This is a genomic window from Lutibacter holmesii (assembly GCF_042679665.1).
Lineage (GTDB): Bacteria > Bacteroidota > Bacteroidia > Flavobacteriales > Flavobacteriaceae > Lutibacter > Lutibacter holmesii.
The window spans coordinates 388,310-402,063 of record NZ_JBHTMV010000003.1 but is presented as its reverse complement, the minus strand read 5'-3'; the positions used below and the strand labels follow the sequence as shown (position 1 = coordinate 402,063).

The 13,754-nt window shown below is 32.6% G+C and carries 9 protein-coding genes; 7 read left to right on the top strand and 2 right to left on the bottom strand.

Annotation, left to right across the window (positions count from 1 at the left end):
* Nucleotides 1-96 precede the first annotated feature (96 nt).
* Nucleotides 97-1,086 (top strand): aspartate-semialdehyde dehydrogenase, encoded by a 990-nt coding sequence (locus ACFQ5N_RS04560; protein ID WP_386808122.1) that lies wholly within the window; start codon nucleotides 97-99, stop codon nucleotides 1,084-1,086.
* Nucleotides 1,087-1,157: 71 nt separating this feature from the next.
* Here ACFQ5N_RS04560 and trxA read toward each other — a convergent pair whose 3' ends face one another.
* Entirely contained in the window at nucleotides 1,158-1,517 is a 360-nt protein-coding gene (gene trxA, locus ACFQ5N_RS04555; RefSeq protein ID WP_386808120.1) for a thioredoxin, read from the bottom strand.
* Nucleotides 1,518-1,860: 343 nt separating this feature from the next.
* On the opposite strand from trxA, the gene ACFQ5N_RS04550 reads away from it, so the two are divergent.
* The 4 genes from ACFQ5N_RS04550 to ACFQ5N_RS04535 all read left to right on the top strand — a co-directional run bounded on the left by ACFQ5N_RS04550 (nucleotide 1,861) and on the right by ACFQ5N_RS04535 (nucleotide 8,143).
* The gene (locus tag ACFQ5N_RS04550; RefSeq protein ID WP_386808119.1) at nucleotides 1,861-4,644 is read left to right on the top strand and encodes a TonB-dependent receptor; all 2,784 of its coding nucleotides are present in this window, start codon (nucleotides 1,861-1,863) and stop codon (nucleotides 4,642-4,644) included.
* A 25-nt stretch (nucleotides 4,645-4,669) separates the two neighbouring features.
* Complete coding sequence (locus ACFQ5N_RS04545; protein ID WP_386808117.1) at nucleotides 4,670-6,178, top strand: G-D-S-L family lipolytic protein; 1,509 nt, start codon at nucleotides 4,670-4,672, stop codon at nucleotides 6,176-6,178.
* 165 nt (nucleotides 6,179-6,343) lie between these two features.
* Nucleotides 6,344-7,852, top strand: coding sequence for a F0F1 ATP synthase subunit beta (atpD, locus tag ACFQ5N_RS04540; protein ID WP_386808116.1), 1,509 nt, complete (start codon nucleotides 6,344-6,346; stop codon nucleotides 7,850-7,852).
* A 12-nt stretch (nucleotides 7,853-7,864) separates the two neighbouring features.
* A complete protein-coding gene (locus ACFQ5N_RS04535) occupies nucleotides 7,865-8,143 on the top strand; it encodes a F0F1 ATP synthase subunit epsilon (RefSeq protein ID WP_386808115.1) in 279 nt (92 codons plus the stop codon).
* A 58-nt stretch (nucleotides 8,144-8,201) separates the two neighbouring features.
* On the opposite strand, the gene ACFQ5N_RS04530 is transcribed toward ACFQ5N_RS04535, so the two are convergent.
* Nucleotides 8,202-8,732, bottom strand: a complete 531-nt coding sequence (locus ACFQ5N_RS04530) for an RNA methyltransferase (protein ID WP_386808113.1) — start codon at nucleotides 8,730-8,732, stop codon at nucleotides 8,202-8,204.
* 261 nt (nucleotides 8,733-8,993) lie between these two features.
* Between ACFQ5N_RS04530 and ACFQ5N_RS04525 the strand changes: the two genes are divergently transcribed.
* Nucleotides 8,994-11,000 carry an LruC domain-containing protein gene (locus ACFQ5N_RS04525; protein WP_386808111.1) on the top strand — a complete coding sequence of 669 codons (2,007 nt, stop codon included), beginning with the start codon at nucleotides 8,994-8,996 and terminating at the stop codon, nucleotides 10,998-11,000.
* A 148-nt stretch (nucleotides 11,001-11,148) separates the two neighbouring features.
* Nucleotides 11,149-13,725 (top strand): DNA mismatch repair protein MutS, encoded by a 2,577-nt coding sequence (gene mutS / locus ACFQ5N_RS04520; protein ID WP_386809023.1) that lies wholly within the window; start codon nucleotides 11,149-11,151, stop codon nucleotides 13,723-13,725.
* The last annotated feature ends 29 nt before the right edge of the window (nucleotides 13,726-13,754 follow it).

The window sequence follows — 13,754 nt, the reverse complement described above, 5'->3', positions numbered from 1 at the left end:
AAAAAAATATTTTTGTGTTAATTATTATTTTTTAATGTTGGTTTGTCCCTTTTTTTTACAAAATTTGTATTCATATTAAACTTAAAAACCAAAAAGATGAAAGTAGCTGTTGTAGGCGCTACCGGTATGGTAGGAAACGTAATGTTACAAGTTTTAGCGGAAAGAAATTTTCCAATTACTGAATTATTATTAGTTGCCTCTGAAAGATCAAAGGGGAAACAAATGGAATATAAAGGTAAAACTTATACAGTTATAGGTTTGCAAGATGCTGTTGATGCAAAACCAGACATTGCTTTATTTTCTGCTGGCGGAAGCACTTCTGAAGCTTGGGCTCCAAAATTTGCTGAAGTTGGTTGTACTGTTGTTGATAATTCTTCGGCTTGGAGAATGGATCCTACTAAAAAATTAATTGTTCCAGAAATTAACGGAGACGAATTAACAAAAGAAGATAAAATTATTGCAAATCCAAACTGTTCAACTATTCAATTAGTAATGGCTTTGGCTCCTTTACATAAAAAATATAAAATGAAACGTGTGGTAATTTCTACCTATCAATCTGTTTCAGGAACAGGTGTAAAAGCTGTTGAGCAATTAGAAAACGAAACAAAAGGAATTAAAGGAGAAATGGCTTACCACTATCCAATTAATAGAAATGCAATTCCACAGTGTGATGATTTTATTGAAAATGGGTACACAAAAGAAGAAATGAAATTAGTGAATGAACCAAAGAAAATTTTAGCTGATGATTCTTTTTCTGTAACGGCAACTGCGGTACGTATTCCAACTGCTGGTGGACATTCAGAAGCTGTAAATATTGAATTTGTAAATGATTTTGATTTGGCTGAAGTTAGAAAATTATTAGCTGAAACTCCAGGAGTTATTGTACAAGATAATTTAGACACTTTTACATATCCAATGCCAGCTTATGCACACAATAAAGATGAAGTTTTTGTGGGTCGTATTAGAAGAGATGAATCACAAGCAAATACATTAAACCTTTGGATTGTTGCAGACAACTTACGTAAAGGAGCTGCAACCAATACTATTCAAATTGGTGAATATTTAATTGCAAACGAATTGGTTTAAATTTTAAATCAAGTTATATATATAAAAAAGCCGCACAATGTGCGGCTTTTTTATTTTAGGTGTTTTAAATGTTATTTTTCAACCTTTAAAACATCTGCTATAATTTTTTCTAAATCATGTTTTGGAAGCGCACCTTGTGCCATTTGAGGCTCACTATTTTTAGGTACAAACAACATTGAAGGAATACTTCTAATTCCAAAAGCTGCTGCTAATTCTTGTTCAGCCTCTGTATCAACTTTATAAATATTTACTTTCCCTGCATAATCATCACTCAATTCTTCTAAAACTGGTGCAAGCGACTTACAAGGTCCACACCAATCTGCGTAAAAATCAATAATACAAGGTATTTCTCCTTCAAATTTCCACTCTTTATTTTTTTCGAAATTAAAAACCTTTTCTAAAAAGGTTTCTTTAGTCAATAATTCTGTCATCTTATTAAGTTTTTATATCAATTATTACGCAATATACATACCACGTTTATTTACCGACAAAGTGACATAAAAACTACCAAAGCGCAAGTAACTTTTATCACATTGATTTTCATTTTATGAACATACCTAAGCTTTCATGTAATACTTTTAACCCTTTCAATCAACTTTAAAAAAAGTATTTGTAACCTAAATTTATTTTTCCTCACAAGTTGCAAAAACTGAATAAAATTCAAAAAATACAGCTCAATAATAAATATATTTCGTTTAATTATTGGATTTTTACGATAATTAGAAAATTATTGTAATTTGCGCCGAATTAAATTTAACATCAATCACACAAAAAATGAAAAAATTATTAAGTTTTTTTATCACATTATTTATGGGTTCTGTTATGCTTGCTCAAACAGCCATTACAGGAACAATAAGTGACGCAAACGGCCAGCCAATTCCGGGTGCCAACATTGTAGTTTCAGGAAAATCAATTGGAACTACTACAGATTTCGATGGAAATTTCTCTTTAAAAGTAAATCAAACACCTCCTTTTTCTATAGAAGCTTCTCTAATAGGTTTTGCAACTGTAACAGCTAAAATTACCCAAATAAATGAAAATGTAGCTATTACTTTAGGAGAATCTGCAACAATTTTAGACGAAGTTGTGGTTTCAGCATCTAGAACTCCTGAACGTATTTTAGAATCACCTGTAACCATTGAAAGAATGGATATTAGAGAAATTAAAAACACCACATCACCTTCATTTTATGATGGTATTGAAAACCTAAAAGGTGTAGATGTTAATACCAATAGTTTAACATTTAAATCTGTAAACACACGTGGTTTTGCCACATTTGCCAATACACGTTTTATGCAGTTAGTAGATGGAATGGACAATTCATCACCTGCATTAAATTTTAACTTAGGAAACTTGTTAGGAATGTCTGAGTTAGATGTAAATAGTGTTGAACTTTTACCAGGAGCATCATCAGCCTTATACGGTGCAAACGCTTTTAATGGTGTTTTATTTATGACTAGTAAAAATCCATTTGACCATGACGGAATTAGTTTTTACGCAAAAAGCGGAATGACTACCCAAGAAGCTGCAGGAGACAATCAATTTGTAGATTTTGGAATAAGAATGGCTTATAAATTCAGCGAAAAATTTGCAGCCAAAGCTTCGTTTTCTTTTTTAAAAGGAACCGATTGGTTTGCTACTGATTATAGAGATTTTACCAATCCTGATTTTGACAGAACCAATCCAGCTTATGATGGTTTAAATATATATGGTGATGAAGTTGCAACAACCTTAAATTTTGATGCTTTAGCCGGCTTACCTGAAGGAACATTAGGATCGCAAAAAGTTTCAAGAACAGGTTACCAAGAAAGTGACTTAACAGATTATGTAGCGCAAAGCGCAAAAGCAGACATTGCTTTACATTACCGCCCAACTGGAGGTGAATTAGAGCTAATTTATAATTTTAAGTTTGGAGTAGGAAATACTATTTATCAAGGTGCAAACAGGTACGCTTTAAAAGATTTCTTTATGCAACAACAAAAACTTGAAATTAGAAATAATAACTTTTTTGTGAGAGCTTATATGACAGGTGAAGATGGAGGAAACTCTTACGACACTCGTTTTGCTGCTATTAACACCAACAGGTCTTGGAAATCTGATACCGATTGGTTTACTGAATACGCACAAACCTACATTGGTGGTCGCTTAGGTTTAATTCCTGGGATGCCAGCATTAGATGATGCTACAGCGCACCAAGTTGCACGTGGCGTGGCTCAAACAGGTGCTTTAGTACCAGGAACAGCAGAATTTAAAAAAGCTTTAAATGAAGTAATTGCAATTCCTGATTTAACAACAGGTGCAAAATTTCAAGACAATACCAAATTGTACAATGTTGATGTAAATTACAATTTTCATGAATTAATTGACTTTGTAGATATTCAAGTTGGAAGCCAATGGAGAATGTATTCAATAAATTCAAAAGGTTCAATTTTCACTGATTATGATGGACCTATAAATTATGACGAATGGGGAGCTTACATGCAATTACAAAAGAAATTTATTAACGAAAGATTAAAATTTACAGGATCTATTAGATATGACAAAGCGCAAAATTTTGATGGTAATTTTTCACCTAGAGTTTCATTCACATATTCAGCAGGAGAAAACAAAAATCACAATATAAGAGCTTCTTTTCAAACAGGGTTTAGAAATCCAACAACACAAGATCAATATGTTGGTATAGATGCTGGTAGTTTAATTATTGTTGGTTCAGCACCTGACAATTTAGAAAGATACACTTCAAATCCGTTACCAGTGAGTGCTATTGGGCAATCATTAGGTGCACCAAGCACTGTACAATTAACAGGAACTGATGCATATTACAACGCATTTTCAATATCTTCTATTTCAGCAGGATCACCAGAAAAAGCTTACTTTGATTTAGTAAAACCTGAAAAAGTAACAGCGTATGAAGTAGGTTATAGAGGACGATTTAACAGAATTGCTTTAGATGTAAACGCATATTACAATGATTATAAAGATTTTATTGGTAACAAAAATGTAGTTGTTCCTTTATACGGTCAAACAGATTTTTCTGATTATAACCCTGAGACTATGCCAGCTCCGCCTGCTTCAATTGCACTTAGCCAAGGAGATTACCAAGTATTCCAAATTTTTACAAATTCACCAGCAGATATTTCTTCATACGGAGGAAGTATTGGTGTTTCTTCTAAAGTGTTTGCAGATTATAGTTTTGGAATTAGTTACACATTCTCAAAATTTGATTTTGACCAAAGCACTGATCCTGATTACGAAGCCGGATTTAATACTCCTGAACATAAGGTAAAAGTTTCTTTTGGAAACCCAAAAATTATTAAAAATGTTGGGTTCAACATTAATTATAGATGGAATGATGAATATTTGTGGCAATCAACATTTGCTGATGGTATAATTGCAGCACGATCAGTATTTGATGCACAAGTAAATTATACCGTTTCAAAAATTAAATCCGTTTTTAAAATTGGAGGCGCAAACATAGGTGGTAAAGAATATTTTAGTGCACCTGGAACTGGAAAAATAGGGTCGCAATATTATATGTCTTGGACCATTAATCCTTAATTTAATCTCTATAACTATTAAAATTATGAAAAAAATAATATACATCGCCTTCTTCACTATAATTTTTACTGCTTGTACAGATGATGACTATGGAGTAACTCCTTATATTGTAGAAACGCCTGAAGCAGATATTCCTGAGATAGATTACACAAGTGGCACTGCTGATTTTTCAAACTTTGTTGCTGTAGGAAACTCTTTAACCGCAGGATATTCAGACGGAGCATTATTTATTGATGGTCAAAACACATCATTTCCAAATATACTAGCTACGCAATTTCAATTGGCTGAAGAAAGTACATTTACACAACCACTAATGAGTGATAATTTAGGTGGACTTCTACTTGCAGGAAATCAAATTACTTCCAATAGATTGTACCTTTCATTTGCATCAGGGTCTCCAAATCCTGAAGTTATAAATGGAACTCCTACTACTGAAATTACAAACATAATAACAGGACCTTTTAACAATATGGGTGTTCCTGGCGCAAAAAGCTATCACCTTACCGCTGCCGGATATGGTAATATTGCAGGTGTTGCTACCGGGCAAGCAAATCCATATTACGCAAGAATGGCAACAAGCTCAGAAAGTTCAGTAATTGCAGATGCTATTTCTCAAAACCCAAGTTTCTTTTCATTATGGATAGGAAACAATGATATTTTAAGTTTTGCTACTTCTGGTGGTGCAGGAATTGATCAAACTGGAAATATGGATCCTTCATCTTATGGAAGTAATGACATTACAGACCCAACTATTTTCTCACTTGTTTATAGCCAATTATTAGAAAATTTAACAATAAGTGGTGCAAAAGGTGTTGTTTCAAATATCCCTAGTATTTCATCAATTCCATATTTCACAACAGTTCCTTACAATGCAATACCTTTAGATGCTGCAACTGCAACAATGTTAAATAGTGCATTTTCAGAATACAATCAAGGTTTACAATTTATTGTTGATAACACTCCATATTTATCACAAGAAGAAGCTGATAAACGAATGGTTTCTTTTGTTGAAGGTCAAAACGCTGTACTAATTTTAGACGAAGATTTAACAGATTTATCTGCGTTAAATCCGAAATTAACAAATATGAGACAAGCAACTGCTGAAGATTTATTAGTGTTAACTTCTAGAACATTTTTAGGTACAACTGTAGGTGATAATCCGCTGTATATAAATGGTGTTTCGGTTCCTTTAGAAGATAAATGGGTATTAACTGCTACAGAGCAAGAGCTGGTTGAAACTGCAAGGTTAGCATATAATACATCTATTGAAAATTTGGCTACTCAACACGGTTTAGCATTTTATAATGCAGCTGCAACTTTACAAGAATTAAATGAAGTTGGAATCACACAAAACGGAATTACCTCAACGGCAACATATGCAACCGGAGGTGCTTTTTCTTTAGACGGTGTACACCCTTCACCAAGAGGATATGCAATAATTTCTAACGGAATGATTGATGTTATTAATGCAACGTACCAATCAAATATACCCAATGTAAATGTTGGAAACTACCAAGGTTTATACATAAATTAACAACTATAATTAAAATTGATTCAAATGAATTAAAAAACAGATGTTAACATTAGGATTTTATTTTTTAATTCTTTTTTAAATTAAATCAAAAAAACTATCTTTGGCTTCTGAAAAAGGAGGCTCGCCTCAAAAGGTTAAACTACTAAAAAATAAACAGTTAAAGTAATGGCAAAAGTTACAGGTAAAGTGGCACAAATTATTGGACCAGTTATTGACGTTGAATTTGGTTCAGAAGCAGAACTTCCAAAAATATATGACTCATTAGAAATCACTAAAAAAGATGGTTCTTTATTAGTTTTAGAAGTGCAATCACATATTGGTGAAGATACAGTTAGAACTATTTCAATGGATTCAACAGATGGTTTAAGTAGAGGAACTGAAGTTGTTGCTACAGGAAATGCAATTCAAATGCCAGTTGGTGCAGATATTTACGGACGTTTATTTAACGTAATTGGAGATGCTATTGATGGTTTAGGAGATTTACCTAAAGCAGGAGAAAATGGTTTACCAATTCACCGTCAATCTCCTAAATTTGAAGACTTATCTACTTCAACTGAAGTATTATATACAGGAATTAAAGTTATTGACTTAATTGAACCATACGCAAAAGGTGGTAAAATTGGATTATTTGGCGGAGCCGGTGTTGGTAAAACAGTATTAATTCAAGAGTTAATTAACAATATTGCAAAAGGTCACGGTGGTTTATCTGTATTTGCAGGTGTAGGAGAAAGAACTCGTGAAGGAAATGACCTTTTAAGAGAAATGTTAGAGTCTGGTATTATTAAATACGGTGACGATTTTATGCACTCTATGGAAGATGGAGGATGGGATTTAGATAAAGTTGATAAAACTGAAATGAAAGAATCTAAAGCCACTTTCGTATTCGGACAAATGAATGAGCCACCAGGAGCACGTGCACGTGTAGCCTTATCTGGTTTAACAATTGCTGAATATTTTAGAGATGGTGCTGGTGAAGGTCAAGGAAAAGATGTATTATTTTTCGTAGATAATATTTTCCGTTTTACACAAGCTGGTTCTGAGGTATCTGCCTTACTAGGTCGTATGCCATCAGCGGTAGGTTACCAACCAACATTAGCAACAGAAATGGGAGCAATGCAAGAGCGTATTACTTCTACTAAAAACGGTTCAATTACATCTGTACAAGCGGTATACGTACCTGCAGATGATTTAACGGATCCTGCGCCGGCAACAACATTTGCGCATTTAGATGCAACAACTGTATTGTCTCGTAAAATTGCTGAGTTAGGTATTTATCCTGCGGTAGACCCGCTAGATTCTACTTCAAGAATTTTAACTGCTGAAATATTAGGTGACGAACACTATGATTGTGCACAACGTGTAAAAGAGTTATTACAACGTTACAAAGAACTACAAGATATTATTGCAATTTTAGGTATGGAAGAGTTATCTGAAGAAGATAAACAAGCAGTACACAGAGCACGTAGAGCACAACGTTTCTTATCACAACCTTTCCACGTAGCTGAACAGTTTACAGGAATCCCAGGAGTTTTAGTTGATATTAAAGATACTATTAAAGGATTTAATATGATTATGGATGGTGAGTTAGATAAATATCCTGAAGCAGCTTTCAACTTAAGAGGTTCTATTCAAGAAGCAATTGATGCTGGAGAAAAAATGCTTGCTGAAGCATAAAAACGAATTGATATGATTTTAGAAATAGTTACACCAGAAGCAACATTAGTACATAGTGATGTTGAATTAATTTCAGTTCCTGGAATAAATGGTGAATTTCAAATATTGAATAATCACGCACCTATTGTTTCTTTATTAGTTGAAGGAACTGTGAATTTTAAAGGTGATAATGTGAAAATTGAAGAAGAATTTCAAGATAAATTTACCAATGTAAAAGGAGCATATTCTTTAGCAATAAAAAGCGGAACAATTGAAATGAAAGAAAACAAAGTAATTATACTTGCTGACTAAATTTCAATATAACATAACAATCTTAAAGCCTTGTTTTTTTAACGAGGCTTTTTTTTGCTTAATACTTAAACTTTTTAAATAAATCCCATAATACCACACCACAACTTACAGAAATATTTAATGAGTGCTTTGTACCAAACTGAGGTATTTCAATACAAAAATTAGATGCAGATACTACTTCTTGCTGAACTCCTTTAACCTCATTACCCATAACTATCGCATATTTTTGATTTGGTACAATTGCAAAATCTTGTAACAGAGTGCTATTTTCAGCTTGCTCAATTGAAGCCACCAACACATCTTCACGTTGTAATTTTTGCACTAAAGATAGTGTGTCTTCTACATATTCCCAAGCAACAGATTCTGTAGCTCCCAAAGCTGTTTTATGAATTTCTTTATGTGGCGGCTGTGCAGTTATTCCACACAAATAAATTTTTTCAATTAAAAATGCATCACTAGTTCTAAACACTGAACCAATATTATTTAAACTTCTAATATTATCTAGAATTACAATTAAAGGAATTTTATCAGTTTTTTTAAAATCCTCAACATTCAATCTGCCAAGTTCGCTATTTTTTAATTTTCTCATATGTTAAATATTAAAGCAAATATAAATGTTTAACTCAACTTTCTACTATTACAATTCAATTTCACAAGTATAACACCTCATTTATTGTCCAAAAAACAATTTAAATTCCAAAATATGGAATAATTCAAATGCTTTTTACCTTTGAAAATCCCCATTTTAGGCGTATCTTAGTATAAATTTTCATAATTGGCACAATATTAGGTAATTAAATTTATAATAAAATTAAACCTAATGGAAGCAGTAACAAAAATTAAATTCCCCATGAAAAATATTAAAACCTCTTTATTAGTAGTAAGTATCTTTTTTATTGCATTTACCTCTTGTACAAAAGATACCATTTCCGAAGTCACAGAACCTGAAGTAGTCGATGTTAGCGAATTAGAAATCGACAAGTTAAATATTCCTGACGGATTTGACTTTAGCACAACACAAACAGTTACTGTTACTATTAACGATAATAAAAGTAATGTTAAGTACGACGTATACGCATATTCTGATGAAAAGTATTTTGAAGGAATGCAAACCTATGAAAGTGAAAGCGGAGAAACTGTTACAGATTCAATTTTTAAATCAGATGTTTTAAACAAACTTATTTTTACAGGAGTACCTTACAATGGTAAATTAAGTCAAACCGTTACATTACCTAATTACTACAATCAGATTTATATTAGAAGAAATGACAATTTAAAATATTCTTCTGCTATTGAAACTATTAGTAATAAAAAAGTTGAATACACTCATAACGAAGTAGCAAGTAAATCATACGGTACAAAAGTAGATGATCTTTTATACTGTGTAAATGGTTCTGCAGAGTTGTTTCAAGTAGATCCAATTACCGGAGCTTATACGTATTTATCAGATATGCCAATGGGTAGTTATACGTGTGCTATAGATCAAGCAAATAAAACAATGTACTCTATTGGACGATCTAGTCCATATCCATTAATGAAATATTCAATTGAGGATAACTCATGGGAAACAGTTGCCAATGTTCAAAAAGGAGGACCTCGTTTAGATTATAATTATAGAGATGGATTGTTGTATTTTTCTAGTGGAGCAACGTTATACACTTACGATCCAACAAATGGAAACACATTAAATACTTGGTCTATTAATGGACTTGACAATACAGGTGGTGGAGATTTAGCTTTTGCAGAAGACGGAACACTATTTATGTGTACGTTCTCAGGTTTATACAAACTTGAATTAGATGAAAATAATGAATACGAAAGCACTAGAATAAGTGCAGACAATTTACCTTTTAAACCAACTTCTATGACATTTGATTCTAATCAAGAGTTATGGTTAGCAAGTAACGATAGTAGCTCTGATTTAATAATTATGGATACCGAAACAGGTGGATGGCAATATAATTACGGACCAAACGCTAATAACAATGTTGAATATGGAAGAACAATAAACGACCTTACAACTTTTAGAATTTATTCGGAAACTACTGAAGATACAGATTCTGACGGTGATGGAATTATTGACAGAGATGATGAATATCCAGATGATGCAGAAAAAGCATTTGAAGTTTTTACACCAAGTAAATACGGGTGGGGAACAATTGCCTTTGAAGATTTATGGCCAGCAACAGGTGATTATGATTTTAATGATGTAGCATTAAATTACAAAGTAATAGCAGTATTAAACTCACAAAACTTAGCAGTTCAGATAGATTTTATTTACAATGTAAAAGCAAATGGAGGAAGTTACATTAACGGATTTGGTCTTGAAATGGAAGGACTTTCACCTTCAGAAATTGAAAGTGTTACAGGAACAGTTTTAACACAAGGTTATATTAATGAAGATGCCAATGGAACCGAAGTAGGACAAGAAAATGCAGTAGTTATTTTGTTTGACAATGCGCATACAATGAAAGGAAATGAAACAACATTATCAATTAAATTTAAATCTCCAATTACAACTGAGAAATTAGGAACAGCTCCTTTCAATCCATTTATGATTATTAATAAAATAAGAGAAAAAGAAGTACACTTACCAAATGGACACACAACTTCTTTAGGTTTAAAAAGTTTTGAAATTGATGGTATTAATAGAGATGAAGACGGAGATTACTTAACAGACAATGGATTACCTTGGGCCATTAACATTGTACATGATTTTAAAGTTCCTAAAGAAAAAATAACTATTACAGATGCCTACAACTATTTTAGCCAATGGGCAACTTCTGGAGGGTATGAATATGCCGATTGGTATAAAGACAGCGCAGGATACCGAAATGAACAAAACATAGATAATTAATTAACTATTTTATTCTAAATAAAGGTCCATCTTCAAACAAGTTGGACCTTTTTTTATGTTTGTAATACTAATTGTAATTCTATAACTTCGCTTTCATTAAATTTAAAACCATCCACACTTGGGAAAAGCCAAAAAAGTTACTCCATTAATGAAACAGTATAATGCTATTAAGGTGAAATACCCTGATGCCATGTTACTTTTTAGAGTGGGAGATTTTTACGAAACCTTTGGAGAAGATGCCAAAAAAGCTGCGCACGTTTTAGGTATTATTTTAACCAAACGTGGTGCAGGTAGTGAAACTGAAACTGCCTTAGCAGGTTTTCCGCACCATTCACTAAACACCTATTTACCAAAACTGGTAAAAGCCGGAATGCGTGTTGCAATTTGCGATCAATTGGAAGATCCAAAAATGACTAAAAAAATTGTGAAACGTGGTGTTACCGAATTGGTTACTCCAGGTGTAGCGCTAAACGATGAAGTTTTACAATCTAAAAGCAATAACTTTTTAGCCTCAGTACATTTTGGTAAAAAAATAATTGGTGTAAGTTTTTTAGATGTTTCAACAGGTGAATTTTTAACCGCACAAGGAAACAGCGAATACATAGATAAATTATTACAAAACTTTAGCCCAAGCGAAGTGTTGGTTCAAAAACAACATAAAGCAAAGTTTTTTGAACTTTTTGGAGAGCGGTTTTACACATTTTATTTAGAAGATTGGATTTTTCAATCAACCTATGCGTTAGAAACCTTAACCAATCATTTCAAAGTAAAAACCTTAAAAGGATTTGGCGTTGATGAATTGAACGAAGGTATTATTTCATCAGGTGCCATTTTACACTATTTAGGAGAAACACAACATAATAAACTAGATCACATTTCGGTTATCAATCGAATTTCAGAAGACAATTATGTTTGGATGGATAGGTTTACCATTCGTAATTTAGAATTGTACAATTCTACTTCAGTAAATGCCGTTACACTTTTAGATGTAATTGATAAAACTATTTCACCTATGGGTGGACGCCTATTAAAGCGTTGGTTGGCATTACCTTTAAAAGACATGAACCGCATAAAAAAGCGCCATGATATTGTAAAATATTTAATTGACAATGATGACTTTTTTGATATTGTTACCTATCAAATTAAACAAATTAGTGATCTTGAAAGGTTGGTTTCAAAAGTAGCAACAGGAAAAGTGAATCCACGAGAAGTTGTATTGTTAAAAAACTCATTAAATGCCATAATTCCAATTAAAGAAGCTGCTGAAAAAAGCGGTAATGAAAGTTTAAAAATAATTGGCGAACAACTACAAAACTGTAATACGCTTCGTGAAAAAATTTCAAAAACAATTAACGAAGATGCTCCGGTAAACATTAACAAAGGAAATGCCATAGCCACAGGAGTTTCTGCCGAATTAGATGAATTAAGAGCTATTTCAACTTCAGGAAAAGATTACTTAGATGCTATGCTGGAACGAGAAACAGAACGTACCGGAATTTCATCATTAAAAATAGCCTTTAACAATGTTTTTGGGTATTATATTGAAGTTAGAAACTCACATAAAGACAAAGTTCCTGAAGAATGGATTCGCAAACAAACGCTGGTAAATGCGGAGCGGTATATTACTGAAGAGCTAAAAGAATACGAAACCAAAATTTTAGGTGCTGAAGAAAAAATTGGAAAACTTGAACACGAGCTTTTTGCTGAATTAATTAGCAATTTACTAGACTATATTCAGCCAATACAGTTAAACGCCCAATTAATTGCTCAAATTGATTGCTTGCTTTCTTTTGCTGAATTGGCCAAATACAACAATTATGTTCGCCCACAAATTGATGAAACTTCAGATTTAGAAATTAAAAATGGGCGTCATCCAGTAATTGAAAAACAATTACCGATAGGAGATGAATATATTGCCAATGATGTTGTTTTAAATAGAACACAACAACAAATTATTATGATTACCGGTCCTAATATGAGTGGTAAATCGGCTATTTTACGTCAAACAGCATTAATTGTATTATTAGCACAAATGGGAAGCTATGTTCCGGCACAAAATGCCAGAATTGGTATTGTAGATAAAATATTTACACGAGTTGGTGCAAGTGACAATATTTCAATGGGCGAATCTACTTTTATGGTAGAAATGAACGAAACAGCAAGTATTCTAAACAATATTTCAGAACGTAGTTTGGTGCTTTTAGATGAAATTGGAAGAGGAACAAGTACGTATGATGGTATTTCTATTGCTTGGGCAATTGCTGAATATTTACACGAACATCCAACAAAAGCAAAAACTTTATTTGCAACTCACTATCATGAATTAAATGATATGACCAATACATTTAATCGTGTAAAAAACTTCAACGTTTCCGTCAAAGAACTAAAAAACAAAGTTATTTTTTTACGAAAGTTAGTAGCCGGAGGTAGCGAACATAGTTTTGGTATTTATGTTGCTAAATTAGCAGGAATGCCAACTGCAGTGGTTCACAGAGCCTCAAAAATGTTAAAACAATTAGAAAAAAACCACACCAACACAGAGGTAAAAGAAACCTTAAAAAATGCACAAGAAGAAGAAATGCAGTTAAGCTTTTTTAACCTTGATGATCCTTTACTTGAAGACATTAAAGAGGAAATTCTTTCAACAAATATTGATGCATTAACACCAATTGAAGCTTTAATGAAATTGAATGAAATAAAGCGAATGTTGACGAAGAAAAAGTAATTAAAAAGTTTCAATCGTCATGTCAAACC